We start from the raw sequence: 15090 nt of genomic DNA, 5'->3' as shown, positions 1-15090 counted from the left end.
ATGGAAATCTTCAATGCTCTGATGGCCGGTTTCGCCGCGGCGATCACGCCTGCCAACCTGCTCTGGTGCCTGGTCGGCTGTGCCCTCGGCACGGCCGTCGGCGTGCTGCCCGGCATCGGCCCCGCGGTGGCGGTGGCGATGCTGCTGCCGATCACCGGCAAGGTCGACGTCACGGCCTCGATGATCTTCTTCTCAGGCATCTACTACGGCGCGATGTACGGCGGCTCGACCACCTCCATCCTGCTGAACACGCCCGGGGAGACGGCCAGCATGGTGACGGCGATGGAGGGCAACAAGATGGCCAAGAGCGGCCGCGCGGGCGCTGCGCTCGCGTCCGCGGCCATCGGCTCCTTCGTGGCCGGCACCATCGCCACCGTGGTCGTCACGTTGTTCGCGCCCTTCGTGGCGGACTTCGCCGTCAAGCTCGGCCCGCCCGAATACTTCCTGCTGATGCTGCTGGCCTTCACCACGGTGAGCGCGGTGCTCGGCAAGAGCACACTGCGCGGCATGACCGCGCTCTTCATCGGTTTGGCAGCGGGATGCGTCGGGCTCGACCAGATCTCGGGCCAGGGCCGCTACACCGGCGGCATCCCCGAAATGCTCGACGGCATCGAGATCGTGCTGGTCGCGGTCGGCCTCTTCGCCGTGGCCGAAGTGCTCTACGCCGTGCTGTACGAAGGCAAGGTCGTCGAGGGCCAGAACAAGCTCAGCCGCGTGCACATGAGCAAGCGCGACTGGAAGCGTTCGATCCCCGCCTGGCTGCGCGGCACCGCCATCGGCACGCCCTTTGGCTGCATCCCGGCGGGCGGCACCGAGATCCCGACCTTCCTGAGCTACGCGATGGAAAAGAAGCTCGCGAAGGACAGCGACGCCAAGGCCGAGTTCGGCACCACCGGCGCCATCGAAGGCGTGGCCGGCCCCGAAGCGGCGAACAACGCCACGGTCACGGCGGCGCTGATCCCGCTGCTCACGCTGGGCATCCCGACCAGCAACACCACCGCCATCCTGCTGGGCGCGTTCCAGAACTACGGCATCCAGCCCGGCCCGCAGCTCTTTACCACCTCGGCCGCGTTGGTGTGGGCGCTGATCGCCTCGCTCTACATCGGCAACGTGATGCTGCTGGTGCTCAACCTGCCGATGGTCGGCCTGTGGGTCAAGCTGCTGAAGATCCCGAAGCCCCAGCTCTACGCCGGCATCCTGATCTTCGCGACGGTCGGTGCCTACGGCATGCGCCAGAGCGCCTTCGACCTGTTCCTGCTGTATGCCATCGGCGTGCTGGGCGTGATCATGCGGCGCTTCGACTTCCCGACCGCACCGGTGGTGGTCGGCATGATCCTCGGGCCGCTGGCCGAAGCGCAGCTTCGCAACGCCATGTCGATCGGCGAGGGCAGTGCGGTGGTGTTCTTCCAGCGGCCGATGTCGATCGTGCTCGTCCTGGTGGTGCTGGCCGTGCTGATCCTGCCGCGCATCGCCAAGGCGATGGCGATGAAGAAGGCACGGGCCGAACGCGTCTGACGCCAGCCCGTGCGGCGCTCGCCGCCGTCCGGATCAGCGTGACGGCACGGCCGTGCGGTCGGCCGGCAGCACGATGGTCGCGCGGCCGTCGCCCGAAGTCACGGTGTTCGATCCGGCGGGCGGCGTGACTGAACCCGTGGGCGCCACGACCGTGGCACGGCCGTCGGACGAAGGCACGGCCGACTCGGTTGGCGGACCACCCAGCCGGCTGTCGAGGGCCGTCCCCGCCGACCGCACGCAGGCCTCGCGTGCCGGTGCCGGCAGGTTGCCGCGGTTGCAGGCGGCAATCTCCGATTCGTAGCGCAGTTGCGCCTGCGCCCGGTCGAGGGGTGGCGGGGGCTGTTGCGCGAAGCCATCGATGCCGAGCAAGAGCGCGGTGCCGACAAGGGCGGACTGGATGCGGGTGGCGAGCATGGGCATCTCCGGAGCGTGGAAGCCGTCATGATGCGCCGGATGCGCACCGAGGCACGTGCGACCTCGCGGCGTGCCTCGGTAGGCGAAGGGCGACGGGCCGCGGCCCGCGGCCCCGCCGTGCAGAGCCCGTTCAGCTGGCGGCGGCCGGCACCGCGACCTTTGCGTCGCCCAGCGCCTTTTTCTTCCTCGCGCTGCGGACGAAGGCCAGGGTCTGCCAAACGACGACGGCCCCGATCACGCCAAGCAGCGTGCCGCTGATCGGCCGCGTGACGAAGATGCTGAATTCGCCGCGGCTCAGCAGCATCGCGCGGCGGAAGTTCTCTTCCAGCATCGGGCCCAGGATGAAGCCGAGCATCAGCGGCGCCGCTTCCATGTCCAGCCGCAGGAACAGGTAGCCGATCAGGCCGAAGACGGCGGTGGTGTAGATGTCGTCCAGGCTGTTGTTGATGCTGTAGGTGCCGATGCAGCAGAAGAACAGGATGGCCGGAAACAGCACGACGTACGGAATCTTGAAGACCGACAGCCAGTAGCGCACCAGCGGCACGTTCAGCAGCACCAGGAAGCAATTGCCGACCCACATGCTGGCCACCAAGCCCCAGAACAGGTCCGGGTGGCTGGCGATCATGTTAGGCCCGGGCTGGATTCCCTTGACGATGAAGGCCGCCATCATCAGCGCCATGACGGCGTTCTCGGGAATGCCGATGGCCATCAGCGGGATAAAGCTGGTGCGGGCGGCCGCTTCGTCCGCCGCGGCCTGGCCGGCCACGCCTTCGATGCACCCGGTGCCGATCTCGTGCTTGTACTTGCTGAAGCGCTTGTCGGCCGCATACGCCGCGAACTGCGCGATGGTCGGGCCACCGCCGGGCAGGATGCCGAGCACCGAACCGATCACGCTGCCGCGCAGCGCGCTCGGGAGGATGCGCTTGAACTCCGGCCAGGTCGGCATGAGCTTGATCTTGCCGTTGAAGGGCGTCAGCACGTTCTTGTTGTCGAGGTTCTTCACCACCTCGGCGATGCCGAAGCAGCCCAGCGCGATGCTGATGAGGCCGACGCCGTCCATCAGGAAGGGCAGGTTCATCGTGTAGCGCGCGGTGCCGCTGTTCACGTCGGTGCCGATCATGCCGAGCAGCACGCCGATCATGGCCATGGCCAGGCCGTTGAGCAGGCTGCCGGCGCTGACGAAGCTCACGCAGAAGAAGCCCAGCAGCATCAGCGCGCAGTAGTCGGCCGGCCCGAACAGGAAGCCGACTTCGCCGAGCGCCGGTGCCATCGTCGAGAGCACGATGATCGCCACGGTGCCACCGATGAAGCTGGAGATGCCGGCGGTGAACAGCGCCAGGCCGGTCTTGCCCTTGAGCGTCATCTGGTAGCCGTCGATGCAGGCCACGATGCTGCTGGCGTGCGGGATCTTCATCGTGATCGCGCTCACGCTGTCACCGTACTGCGCACCGTAGTAGATGCCGGCCAGCATGATGAGTGCGCCGCCGGTGGGAATCGAGTAGGTCAGCGGCAGCAGCAGGCTGATGGTGGACAGGGGGCCGAGGCCGGGCAGCAGGCCGACCAGCGTGCCGACGGTGCAGCCCAGCGCGCAATAGAGCAGGTTCTGGATCGTCAGCGCATGGCTGAATCCGAACGCGAGGTTGTGCAGGACGTCCATCAGTACAGCGGCAGGCTCAGGCCGAGAAAGTTCTTGAAGGCGAACGCGACGGCGATGAGGCCGAGCGAGATCTTGATGTTGCGCACCACCGAATACGACGTGCCCGCGAAGGTCGCGCAGAAAACCAGGAACACGATGCCGAGGATCATGTTCAGGTACTCCGAGATCACCGCGAAGCCCACCAGGCTCGTCAGGATCAGCGCGATGTTCTTCACGTTGTAGTCGACCGGAACGCGCTCGATGAAGAAGGAGCGGCCCGCGGTGATCAGGCCGATCACGAACAGGAAGCCGCTGATCATCAGCGGGAACAGGCCGGGGCCGGAGTGCGCGACGCTGCCGACGTTGTAGGTCAGCGCGACGCCACCGAACAGCAGGGCGATGGCCATGATGACCATGCCCCGGACGAAGTTGCGATTGTTCATGGCGTCCTTTCGAGCGGTGCGTAGGGAGGGCGGAAGAGGGGCATGCAAGGGTCTCCTGATGGTTCGTGTCCGACCGCTGCCACGCGGTGGGGCGCAGCGAAGCTCGGGCGGCGAATCGTAGAAAGCGATGCTTCCAATCGGCTTTCGATCGGGCCCCCTGCGGCCAAAATACGTGTTAGTCCTTACGGCCTTCTAAGGGTCATTGCCAGGGACGCGATGAGGCTGCTGCTTCGCCGACGGCGATGCAATGGCGTGCCCCTCGAGGGGGGTGGTTCAGCGGGTGTGTGGCGCGGCCAGCGGCAGCTGCACGATCGCGCGCAGGCCGGGCCGGCCTGGCAGTGCCGTGTCCGAACCGGTGGTCGGCGCCGCTTCGGCGAGCACGATCTCGCCGCCGTTGCGCCGGGCATAGGCACGGGCGATGGCCAGCCCCAGCCCGGCACCGCGTGCACCGTCGCCGGCGCGGTCGCCGACCTGCCGGAAACGCTCGAACACTTCGGGGCGCCGCTCGGGCGCGATGCCGGGGCCGTCGTCGGACACCTCGGCCCACGCGGTGCCGCCGGTGATCCCGGCCTTCACCGTGATGCTGCCGCCGACCGGCGTGTGGACGATCGCGTTGTGCACCAGGTTGGCGAGCACCTCGTGCAGCTCGGCGGCATCGGCGTGCACCGGCACGGCGTGCGCGTCGACCCAGCCCAGGTCCTGGTCCTTCTCGTGCGCCAGCGTGAGGTACAGCAGTGCGACCTCCTTGGCCACGGCGTTGAGGTCGGTCATCGTCGGGGCATCGCCAGCGGCCGCGTCGTCGGTGGCGTGGGCCAGCGACAGCAACTGCTCGCACAGCCGGCGGCTGCGTGCGATCTGCGTCACCATCGCGCGCAGCGTGTCGTGGAGCTGCGTGGTGTCGGTCTCGCGCAGTGCGACGCCGGCCTGCGTCATCAGAATGGCGAGCGGCGTGCGCAGTTGGTGCGATGCATCGGCCAGGAACTGCGATTGCCGGTCGAGCAGCGCGCGATAGCCGGCGACGTTCTGGTTCACCGCATCGACGAGCGGCGCGACCTCGTGCGGCACGCCGCGGGGGTCGAGCGGCTCCGGCATCTGCCCGTGGCGGCTGCGCACGGAACGCTGCAGCCGCTCGAGCGGCCGCAGTGACCAGGTCACGCCGAGCCACACCAGCAGCACGACCACGAGCAGCATCCGAACGTCGCGCAGCAGATGCTGCCGCAGCGACGCGGACTCGGCCTGCTCGCGCTGCGCAGCGCCGGCTTCGGGCAGCCGCCGCGCTTCGGCGGTGGCGGTGTCGAGCCGGAGCGTGCCGTCGGGCACGAGCGTGGCGCCGAGGCGCCGCATCTCGGCGCTGTCGAGCATCGCGCGGTCGTAGGACGTCTGGGCCAGGTCCTTCAATTCGCGGTAGTCGTTCCAGCTGTCGAGCACCAGCAGCCCGAGCACGCAGGGCAGCAGCAGCGCCAGCAGCCGCGCGCGGATGCCGAAGCGGCTCGGCTCAGCCTGCGGATTTTTCATGACCGATGCTTTCCAGCATGTAGCCCAGGCCGCGCACGGTGACGATGCGGACGTCGCCGCCTGCCAGCTTGCGGCGCAACCGGTGCAGCACCAGCTCGATGGCGTCGGGCCCGGCATCGCTGTCGGCGGGAAAGACCTTGGCGGAGAGCTGCGACTTCTCGACCGGCGAGCCGCTGCGTGCCAATAACACCGACAGAGCGGCACTCTCCCGCGGCGTCAGCTGCAGCAGCTGGCCGGCAAGCGTGAAGGCGCGGCTGCCGTTCGCGCGCACCAGCGAGCCGCATTGCAGCGCCGTGTGCGTGCTGCCGCGGGCCCGTCGCACCAGCGCGTCGAGCCGCGCCTCGAGTTCCTCGATCGCGAAGGGCTTGCCGAGGAAGTCGTCGGCGCCGGCGTTCAGGCCGCGCACCCGGTCCTGCACCGAGCCTTCGGCGGTGAGCACGAGTACCGGCGTGCGGTTGCCCGCGGCGCGCAGGTCGGCCAACAGCGCCAGGCCGTGGCGGTCGGGCAGGCGCAGGTCGAGGACGACGACGTCGTGGTCGCCGGCCGCCAGCAGCGATTCGGCGGTGGCGGCATCGGGCGCGTGGTCGGCGACGAAGCCGCTCTGCTTGAAGGCCCGCATGAGCCAGGAGGCCATCTCGACTTCATCTTCGACAAGGAGCAGACGCATGCATGCCATCCTAGCCGCGCGGCCGATGCGGTGCCGCCCACCAGGCGGCGAGCCCAAGCAGCAACAGTGCGCCACCCAGCCAGCGCAGCCAGAGCGGCCAGGCGGGCGCGCGGCGCAGCAGTTCGACCTCGCGCACGAAGATCGTTTCGCAGGCGCCGTTGCCGGTGTCCTCGCGCGTGAGCGATGTGCCGCGCGTGAAGGCGAAGCCGGCGTCGTGGCTGTAGCTGGCGAGCTGCCCGCCGATGCGGACCTGGTCGCCGATGCGCAAGTTGCGCAGCTGCCGCGCGATGATCGGGTCTTCGGTCAGCAGGTGGTTGTTCGACAGCGCGCGGGTGTATTGCGGCTGCCAGGCCGTGTCGTCGCGGCTGCTGTAGTAGCAGACGAACTGGCCGCTGGAAAAGGACATCTTCTCGTAGGCGCCATCGGCCGCGTTGGCGCCCCAGACCATGCAGAGGTCGACCACATTGAGGTGGTCGTTGCTGGCGCGGTGGATCCAGTCCCACCAAGTGTCGGCATCGTGCCGGCTCACGATCAGGCCGGTGATCTCGTAGTCGGCCACCGGCGCGACGCGGTAGTCGACCGTGCCGGCATGCGCCTCGAAAGTCGGTGCCGCCACCGCGCGCTGCAACGGCTCATCGCTCAGCGTCGGCAGCAGTTCGGCCGCACGCGGCAGGTGGTCGGCAAAGCCGAAGCCCAGCGCCAGCGACACGGCGCCGCCGACCAGCAGCAGGCGCGCAAGGCTCATGCGCCGCGCAGCCGACGCACGGTGCGCCGGATCCACTGCTCGATGTCGTCGACGTAGGTGAACACGGCCGGCACCACCAGCAGGCTCAACACCGTCGAGGTGATCAGCCCGCCGATCACCGCCATCGCCATCGGCGAGCGGAAGCTCGAATCGGCCGCGCTCCAGCCGAAGGCGATCGGTGCCATGCCCGCGCCCATGGCGATGGTGGTCATGATGATCGGCCGTGCCCGCTTGTGGCAGGCGTCGCGCAGGGCGTCCCAGCGGCTCATCCCATGGTCGCGGCGCGCGACGATGGCGTATTCCACCAGCAGGATCGAGTTCTTCGTCGCGATGCCCATCAGCATGATCAGCCCGATCAACGACGGCATCGACAGCGCTTTCTGCCCGATCAGCAGGCCGACGAAGGCGCCGCCGAGCGCCAGCGGCAGCGCGCACAGGATGGTCACCGGGTGCAGGAAGTCCTTGAAGAGCAGCACCAGCACGATGTAGATGCACAGCACGCCGGTCAGCATCGCCAGGCCGAAGCTGTTGAACAGCTCTGTCATGACCTCGGCGTCGCCCACCTCGGCCACGCGCACGCCGGGCGGCAGGTTCTGGATCGACGGCAGCGCCATGGCGGCGGTCTTCGCATCGCCCAGGCCCACGCCCGAGAGCTCGATCTCGAAGTTGACGTTGCGCGAGCGGTCGTAGCGGTCGATGACGGCCGGGCCGCCTTCGACGGTGAGCTTGGCGACCTGGCCCAGCATCACCGGGCCGCGGGCGCTGGGCACCGCCAGACGTTCGAGCAGGGCCAGGTCCTGCCGCGCCGAGTCTTCCAGCTTCACGACGATCGGCACCTGCCGCTGCGCCAGGTTGAGCTTGGGCAGCGACTGGTCGTAGTCGCCCAACGTGGCGACGCGCAGCGTCTCGGCGATGGCGGAACTGGTCACGCCCAGGTCGGCAGCGCGTGCGAAGTCGGGCCGCACCGCGATCTCGGGGCGTATCAGGCTGGCGGTCGATGTGATGTTGCCCAGGCCGGGGATGGTGCGCAGGTCGCGCTCCACGGCACGCGCCGCGGTGGTCAGCGCGGTCGGATCTTCGCCACTCAGCGAGAGGATGTACTTCTCGCCCGAGCCCCCCAGGCCGACCGTGCTGCGCACGCCCGGCAGCGACTCGAGCGCGGCGCGGATCTCGTTTTCGATCACCTGCTTGCGGGGCCGGTCGCCGCGCGGGTCGAGCTTGATGGTGAGCGTGGCCTTGCGCGTCTCGGGCGTGCCGAAGCTCGCGAACGGGTCGCCGCCCGCGCTGCCGCCGGCCACCGTGGTGTAGACGCTCTTCACGTGGCGGATCTCCATCACGCGGCGTCGCACTTCTTCGGCGGTGGCGGAGGTCTGCGCCAGTGTCGCGCCGGGCGCGAGCGAGATGTAGACCTGCGTCTGCGAGTTGTCGTCGGCCGGGATGAAGCCGGTCTTGAGCAGCGGGATCATCGCGATCGAGCCGATGAAAAAAAGCGTGGCGAAGGCCATCGTCATCAGGCGGTGCTTCATGCACCACTCGGCGGCGCGCATGTACATCGTCAGCCAGCGCGGTTCCTTCTCGGCGTCGACGATGGGTTTGAGGATGTAGGCCGCCATCATCGGCGTGAGCACCCGCGCCACCACCAGCGACGCGAACACAGCGAGCGAGGCTGTCCAGCCGAACTGCTTGAAGAACTTGCCCGCCACGCCGCTCATGAATGCAGTCGGCAGGAACACGGCAATCAGCGTGAAGGTGGTGGCGATCACGGCCAGGCCGATCTCGTCGGCGGCCTCCATCGCCGCGTCGTACGGGCTCTTGCCCATGCGCAGGTGGCGCACGATGTTCTCGACCTCCACGATCGCGTCGTCGACCAGGATGCCGACCACCAGCGACAGCGCGAGCAGCGAGATGATGTTGATCGAGAAGCCCAGCAGGTGCATGCCGATGAAGGCCGGGATGACCGACATCGGCAGCGCCACCGCCGAGACGAAGGTGGCGCGCCAGTCGCGCAGGAAGAGCCACACCACGATCACGGCCAGGATGGCCCCTTCGTACAACAGGTGCAGCGAGCCGTCGTATTCCTCTTGCACCGGGTCGACGAAGTTGAAGGCCTCGGTCAGTTGGATGTCCGGGTGCTGCGTGCGCATCTCGGCCAGCGCCTTCTGCACGAGGGCGCCGACGGCGACCTCGCTTTCACCACGGCTGCGGGCGACTTCGAAGCCGACCACGGTCTTGCCGTCGAGCAGGGCGGTGGCACGCGGCTCGGCGATGGTGTCGCTGATGCGCGCCACCTGGTCGAGCCGGATGCGGCGTCCGTCCGACAGCGGGATCTGCATGCTGCGCAGTTCGTCGGCCGACTGCACCGTGGCCAGCGTGCGCACGGGCTGTTCGCTGCCCGACAGGTCGAAGCGGCCGCCGGCGCTCTCGGTCTGCACCTGGCGCAACTGGCGCGAGATGTCGGCCGCCGTGGCGCCCAGCGCCTGCAGCTTGGCGGGGTCGATGTCGACGTGCACCTGGCGCGTCACGCCGCCCACGCGGTTGACCGCGCCGACGCCGGGCAGCGCCAGCAGCTTCTTGGTCACGTCGTTGTCGACGAACCAGCTGAGCGCTTCCGCGTCCATCCGGCTTGACGAGATGGTGAAAGCCAGCACCGGCTGGGCCGCGAAGTCCAGCTTGGTGACGACCGGATCGCGCACGTCGGCCGGCAGGTCGGCCCGCACGCGTTGCACGGCGGAGCGCACGTCGTCGACGGCTTCCTGCACCGGCTTTTCGAGGCGGAACTCGATGATCAGCGTGGCCGCACCGTCCTGCACCTTGGTCGTGATGTGCTTCAAACCCTGGATGGTGGCGATGGCGTTCTCGAGCTTGCGCGCGACGTCGGTTTCCAGCTGCGACGGCGCCGCACCGGGCAGCGCCGCCGACACGGTGACGGTCGGCAGATCGATGTCCGGAAAGTTCTGCACCTTCATCGCGTTGAAGGACAGCAGCCCGCCAAAGGTGAGCAGCACGAACAGCATCACGGCCGGAATCGGGTTGCGGATCGACCAGGCGGAGACGTTCATGGCTTGCCTTCTCCGGAACTCACCCGCACCAGGTCGCCGTCGTTGAGGAAGCCGGCGCCTTGCACCACGACCTGCGCATCGGCCGGCAGTTTCGTGAGGATCTCGACGCGCTCGCCGACGCGGCGGCCGGTTTCGACCTTCAGCTGCGACACCCGGTTGTCCGACTGCAGCAGCAACAGGTGGTTGAAGCCGTCGCGCGGCACGATCGCGGCCTGCGGTACCGTCAGGGCGTTGCTTTTACCGAGCTGAAACTCGCCATTCGCGAACATGCCCGCCTTGATGCCGGTGTTCTGCAGCACGTTGGGGATGTCGACATACACCAGCGCATTGCGCGTCTGCGGGTCGACCGTCGGCGCGATGCTGCGCACGGTGCCTTGCACCTGCGCGCCGCTCGCGCTCTGCACCGTGGCCGGCGTGCCGACCGCGATGCGGCCCAGTTCGGCCGAGGTGACTTCGGCACGCCATTCAAGGCGGCCTTGGCGGATCAGCTTGAACAACTCGGTGCCGGCCGCGACCACGCTGCCGACCGTGGCGGTCCGCGCGGAGATCACGCCGTCGTCCGGCGCCAGCACCCGCGTGTTGCGGCCGCGCACCTGCTGCGCGGCGAGCACCGCCTCGGCCGCTTCGACCCGCGCCTTGGCGGTCTGCTCGGTCGTCTGGTACTGGTTGATCTGCTGCTGGCTCAGCGCGCCGGTTTGCGCCAACGTGCGGGCGCGGGCCGCGTTGCCGGCGGCGTCGGCGGCGGTGGCCTTGGCTTCGGCCAGCGAGGCGCGGGCCTGCGCAACGTCGGCGTTGACCGTTTCGGGCGAGAACACGGCCAGCACCTGGCCCTTCTTCACCAGGTCGCCGACGTTCACCCGCACCTCGGCCAGCCGCAGGCCGTTCGATTCGGAGCCGACGATGGCTTCCTGCCAGGCGGCGACGTTGCCGTTGGCCGCGAGCATGACGTTCAGCTCGCTCTGCTCGGGCTTGGCGACCGACACGGTGAGCGCCGGGCGCGTGGGTGCAGCGCCCTTGACACCGGCTGGTGCGGCACCCGCCGGTGGCGCGGGCTCGGCAGGCTTGCGAAGCAGCCAGAACGCCAGCAAGGCGACGACGATCAGGGCCGCGAGGGCAAGGAGGAGGGAGCGCTGGCGTCGGGTCATGGTGTCTTCGTATGCGCAGAAGAGGGAGAGTTCTCGGTCGCGAGGGCGGTGCCGGGCCGTGCCCAGCCGCCGCCGGTGGCGCGGTACAGCGCCACCCAGGCTTCGGCGCGTTCACGCTGCAGCGCCACGCGCGAAGTTTGCGCAGCGAAGAGCGTGCGGCGTGCGTCTTCCAGATCGAACAGGCTGGCCAGGCCGCTCTGGTAGCGCGCCTGCGTGGCGTCGAACGATGCCTGGTAGTTCTGCACCGCGGTGTCGGCGTCGCCGGTGCGGGCGTCGGTGGCCTGCAGGTTGACCAGCGCCTCCTCGACCTCGCGCACCGCCGTGCGCACGCTGCCGCGGTACTGCGACACGGCTTCGTCGTAGCGGGCCTTGGCGCTTTCGGCGTTGGCGGTGCGCGTGCCGCCATCGAAGATCGGCAGCGAGAGCGCCAGCGGCCCGATGGTCCAGGTCTGCAGGTTCTGGCTGAAGCCGCCGCTGCGCAGCTGCAGCGCAGCGACCGAGCCTTGCAGCGTCAGCCGCGGGTAGCGGTCGGCCTCGGCCGCGCCGACTTCGGCGCTGGCCGCCGCCACGCCCAGTTCGGCTGCGAACACGTCCGGCCGCTGCGCCAGCATTTGGGCGGGCACGCTGGCGACCGGCTGGACGGCCGGCAGGGCACGGTCGGTGGGCACCGTTGCCAGCTGTCGGTCGATCTCGGTCGCGTCGATGCCGGTCAGCGCGACCAGGCCCTTGCGCAGCACGGCGCACTGCGCCCCCTGCTGGGTCAGCCGCGCCGACGCGTCGGCCGCGCTCGCGCGGGCCAGTGCTGCATCGGCGGGCGCGGTGAAGCCGGCCTTGGCCGACAGGTCGGTCAAGCGCGCCGTCTCGCTGCGCGACCGGGTGTCCGCTTCTGCGACCGCGAGCTGCCGCTGGCAGGCCCGCTCGGCGAAGTACTGGTTGGCCGTCTCGGCCGCGACCGACACCCGTGCATCGTGCCATTTCGCGTTGCTGCTCCGCAGGCGTGCGTCGGCCGCATCGCGGGTGGCGCGGCGATTGCCGAACAGGTCGATCTCCCAGCTCGACTGCAGGCCGGCCTGCAGGGTCGTGACCGCCGGCAGCGAACCGCTGGCGCCGGTCGAACTGCCGGTGCCGCCCGCCGGCGAGTTGCTGCGCTGCGCCGACAGCGTGCCATCGAGCGTCGGCAGCAGCGCCGCGCCGGCCTGCACCCGCGTGCCACGCGCTTCGGTGATGCGCGCCGCGGCACTGGCGACCGTCGGGCTCGAGGCCTGGGCGGCCTCGATCAACGCGACCAGCAAGGGATCGTCCAACTGCCGCCACCAATCGGCCATCGCAGGCAGCGAGCCAGCATGCGCCAGCGAGGCGGGCAGGGCGACGCTCCATTGCGCAGGGATGGGGGCGGCGGCGTTGGCAGGCGGGCGCGTCACGCCGCACGCGGCCAGCGCCAGCGGCAGGCACATCAGCGCCAGGCGCGAACGACGATTCATGCGGAGAGGCTTCATGAGGCTTTCTTCCGGGAGGTTTGGGGCGCACGCCGTGTCGTCTCGGCATCGACCAGCGCCATGGCGTACAGATACAGCCGGTCGGCCCACCGGTCGATGCTGTCGGCAGAGCGCAGCAGCGCGGGCCGCAGCACTTCGACCATGTCCTGCATCACGAAGAGCTGCAACGCCAGCCCGTTGATCGCCAGCGCCAACCGGTGCACATCGTCGTCGGCTTTCGTGATGCCGAGGTGACGCACCAGGACGCGCACCAGTGCCTCGTGCGGCCCGCGGATGTCGCGCTCGACCTCTTCGGCCCATTGGCTGGTCGGCTCGACCATCTCGCGCATGTGCAGGCGCATGCACTGGCGCACGATTTCGCCGTGCTTGAGCGGTTCGACGTAGGCCACCATGTAGAGGCGCAGCGCCTCGGCGGTGCTCAGCCCCGGCGCGCCGAACAGCTGGACCAGGTCGCCCGCCGTGCCGCCCATCGGCTCGTTGAAGGTGGCGCTGTAGAGGCCGGCCTTGTCGCCGAAGTAGTAGCTGATGGCCGCGATGTTGACGCCGGCCGCCTTGGCGATCTCGCGCGTCGAGGTCTTGGCGAAGCCGTGCTCGGCGAAGAGGCGCAACGCGGCGTAGAGGATGCGCTCGCGGGACTCCGCACCGTCGCTGCGCGAGGCGCGTTCGCCGGGGGGTGCCGAGGGCGAAGCGGTCTGTTTGGGCGACATTTTCATGGCGGCCGGATTAGACCACAGATCAAACGATTGATTGAACTAAAGAGCCTGCTCGGAGAAGGGGGTGGATGGCGTTGCGGCGGTGCACGACGCTGAGCCACCCCCGGCTGTCGCGAGCGCGCCGCCCGGCGCTACGATGCCGCGATGGGCCCCATCTCTGCTGCATCACCTGCGCCTCCCGCGCTCCCGCTCGACGCCCAAGGCATCCTCGCCCTCGCCGCGCGCTCGATGTTCCACCTGTTCTCCAGCATCAGCCAGGGCATGTTCCTGGTCGACCGCAGCGGGCGCATCGTGTGGGTGAACGAGGGCTACAAACGCTTCCTGCCGGCGCTGGGCTTCGCGTCGGTCGACGACTTCGTCGGGCGGCCGGTGGAGGAGGTGATCCACAACACGCAGATGCGCGAGGTGCTGGAAAGCGGCAAGCCGATCCTCATCGACCTGCTGACCAACAAGGCGGGCACCTTTGTCGTCAGCCGCATTCCGCTGCACGCGGAAGTGGCGGGTGCGGAGGGCGACCCGGAACTGGGCGAGGTGATCGGCGCCATCGGCATCGTGCTGTTCGACCACCCGGAAACCACGTTGCAGCCACTCATCAGCAAGTTCGCGATGCTGCAGCGCGACCTGGACGATGCCCGCCGCGAGCTGGCGACGCAGCGCAACCACCCGCTGTGGAAGCAGGCGGGTGCCGACGGCCAGCGACGCGCCAAGCACACCTTCGCCAGCTTCATCGGCAGCAGCCCGGCGGCCGTCGACGTGAAGCGCCATGCGCGGCGGGCCGCGCAGTCGTCGAGCCCGGTGCTGCTACTGGGCGAGACGGGCACCGGCAAGGAACTGCTGGCACATGCCATCCACGCCGCGTCGGCGCGCGCCGACGGGCCCTTCGTGAGCCTCAACATCGCCGCCGTGCCCGACACGCTGCTGGAGGCCGAGTTCTTCGGCTTCGCGCCGGGCGCCTTCACCGGCGCCGATCGCAAGGGGCGCGAAGGCAAGTTCAAGCTGGCCGATGGCGGCACGCTCTTCCTCGACGAGATCGGGGACATGCCGCTGGCCCTGCAAGCCAAGCTGTTGCGCGCGCTGCAGGAAGGCGAGATCGAGCCGCTGGGCTCGAACAAGGTGGTGCCTTTCGATGCGCGCGTGATTGCCGCCACCTCGCGAGACCTGCCGGCGCTGGTGCGTGACGGTCGTTTTCGCGAAGACCTGTACTACCGCCTCAACGTGCTGCCGCTGCGGGTGCCGCCGTTGCGCGAGCGGCGCAGCGACATCCCGGCGCTGATCGAGGCACTGGGGGAAGACATGGCTCAGCGCAGCGGCGAAGCGCCGCCCGAACTCATGCCCGACGCGCTGGCCCTGCTCGCGGCGCAACACTGGCGCGGCAACACGCGCGAGCTGCGCAATGTGCTGGAGCAACTGGCGATGCGCAGCGACTCGACGCGTATCGATGCGGCCGAGGTCAAGCGCGTGCTCGCCGAAACCGGCCTGGAACAGATCGCCGCACCTGAACCATTGACCACGGTGGGCGACGACGCGGACCGGAGCCGGCTACTGCGCCCCATGGCCGAGCAGATCGCCGAACTCGAGCGCCGTGCCATTGCCGCCGCGCTGGCCCGCACCGGCGGCAACAAGCTGGCGACGGCCCGGCTGCTCGGCATCTCGCGAGCCACCCTGTACGACCGCATGGGGCCTGCAGGCGAGTAGCGCCTCACCAAAAAAAACGGCCTCGCAAAAGCGAGGCCGTTTTTAGC

At 69.2% G+C, this 15090-nt stretch carries 12 protein-coding genes; 2 read left to right on the top strand and 10 right to left on the bottom strand.

Annotated features, from left to right (window positions below; all coding sequences use genetic code 11):
- The gene (locus ACSFBE_RS03825; protein WP_435489051.1) at positions 1 to 1515 is read left to right on the top strand and encodes a tripartite tricarboxylate transporter permease; all 1515 of its coding nucleotides are present in this window, start codon (positions 1 to 3) and stop codon (positions 1513 to 1515) included.
- A gap of 33 nt (positions 1516 to 1548) precedes the next feature.
- Here the strand turns inward: ACSFBE_RS03825 and ACSFBE_RS03820 are convergent, their stop codons facing one another.
- The 10 genes from ACSFBE_RS03820 to ACSFBE_RS03775 all read right to left on the bottom strand — a co-directional run bounded on the left by ACSFBE_RS03820 (position 1549) and on the right by ACSFBE_RS03775 (position 13348).
- Complete coding sequence (locus ACSFBE_RS03820) at positions 1549 to 1929, bottom strand: hypothetical protein (RefSeq protein WP_435489050.1); 381 nt, start codon at positions 1927 to 1929, stop codon at positions 1549 to 1551.
- A 130-nt stretch (positions 1930 to 2059) separates the two neighbouring features.
- Positions 2060 to 3586 (bottom strand): tripartite tricarboxylate transporter permease, encoded by a 1527-nt coding sequence (locus ACSFBE_RS03815; protein ID WP_435489049.1) that lies wholly within the window; start codon positions 3584 to 3586, stop codon positions 2060 to 2062.
- Positions 3586 to 4008 carry a tripartite tricarboxylate transporter TctB family protein gene (locus tag ACSFBE_RS03810; protein WP_435489048.1) on the bottom strand — a complete coding sequence of 141 codons (423 nt, stop codon included), beginning with the start codon at positions 4006 to 4008 and terminating at the stop codon, positions 3586 to 3588. The genes ACSFBE_RS03815 and ACSFBE_RS03810 overlap by 1 nt, the downstream gene beginning before the upstream one ends.
- 273 nt (positions 4009 to 4281) lie before the next feature.
- Positions 4282 to 5523: a sensor histidine kinase gene (locus tag ACSFBE_RS03805; protein WP_435489047.1), complete on the bottom strand. Its 1242-nt coding sequence runs from the start codon at positions 5521 to 5523 to the stop codon at positions 4282 to 4284.
- Complete coding sequence (locus tag ACSFBE_RS03800; protein ID WP_435489046.1) at positions 5504 to 6190, bottom strand: response regulator; 687 nt, start codon at positions 6188 to 6190, stop codon at positions 5504 to 5506. Before ACSFBE_RS03800 ends, ACSFBE_RS03805 begins: the two co-directional genes overlap by 20 nt.
- 10 nt (positions 6191 to 6200) lie before the next feature.
- Positions 6201 to 6935 (bottom strand): hypothetical protein, encoded by a 735-nt coding sequence (locus ACSFBE_RS03795; RefSeq protein WP_435489045.1) that lies wholly within the window; start codon positions 6933 to 6935, stop codon positions 6201 to 6203.
- A complete protein-coding gene (locus tag ACSFBE_RS03790; RefSeq protein ID WP_435489044.1) occupies positions 6932 to 9994 on the bottom strand; it encodes an efflux RND transporter permease subunit in 3063 nt (1020 codons plus the stop codon). The genes ACSFBE_RS03795 and ACSFBE_RS03790 overlap by 4 nt, the downstream gene beginning before the upstream one ends.
- A complete protein-coding gene (locus ACSFBE_RS03785) occupies positions 9991 to 11139 on the bottom strand; it encodes an efflux RND transporter periplasmic adaptor subunit (RefSeq protein WP_435489043.1) in 1149 nt (382 codons plus the stop codon). Before ACSFBE_RS03785 ends, ACSFBE_RS03790 begins: the two co-directional genes overlap by 4 nt.
- Positions 11136 to 12635 carry an efflux transporter outer membrane subunit gene (locus tag ACSFBE_RS03780; protein ID WP_435489042.1) on the bottom strand — a complete coding sequence of 500 codons (1500 nt, stop codon included), beginning with the start codon at positions 12633 to 12635 and terminating at the stop codon, positions 11136 to 11138. Before ACSFBE_RS03780 ends, ACSFBE_RS03785 begins: the two co-directional genes overlap by 4 nt.
- On the bottom strand, positions 12632 to 13348 hold the full coding sequence (locus tag ACSFBE_RS03775; protein ID WP_435489041.1) for a TetR/AcrR family transcriptional regulator: 717 nt from the start codon (positions 13346 to 13348) through the stop codon (positions 12632 to 12634). The genes ACSFBE_RS03780 and ACSFBE_RS03775 overlap by 4 nt, the downstream gene beginning before the upstream one ends.
- 144 nt (positions 13349 to 13492) lie before the next feature.
- Here ACSFBE_RS03775 and ACSFBE_RS03770 point away from each other — a divergent pair, with 144 nt between their 5' ends.
- The gene (locus tag ACSFBE_RS03770; RefSeq protein WP_435489040.1) at positions 13493 to 15043 is read left to right on the top strand and encodes a sigma-54 interaction domain-containing protein; all 1551 of its coding nucleotides are present in this window, start codon (positions 13493 to 13495) and stop codon (positions 15041 to 15043) included.
- Positions 15044 to 15090 lie beyond the last annotated feature (47 nt).

It is taken from the genome of Variovorax sucrosi (genome assembly GCF_051216635.1).
Classification (GTDB): domain Bacteria; phylum Pseudomonadota; class Gammaproteobacteria; order Burkholderiales; family Burkholderiaceae_C; genus Variovorax.
Note: the sequence above shows the minus strand (reverse complement) of the source record. Positions and strands in the feature narration are given on the sequence as shown.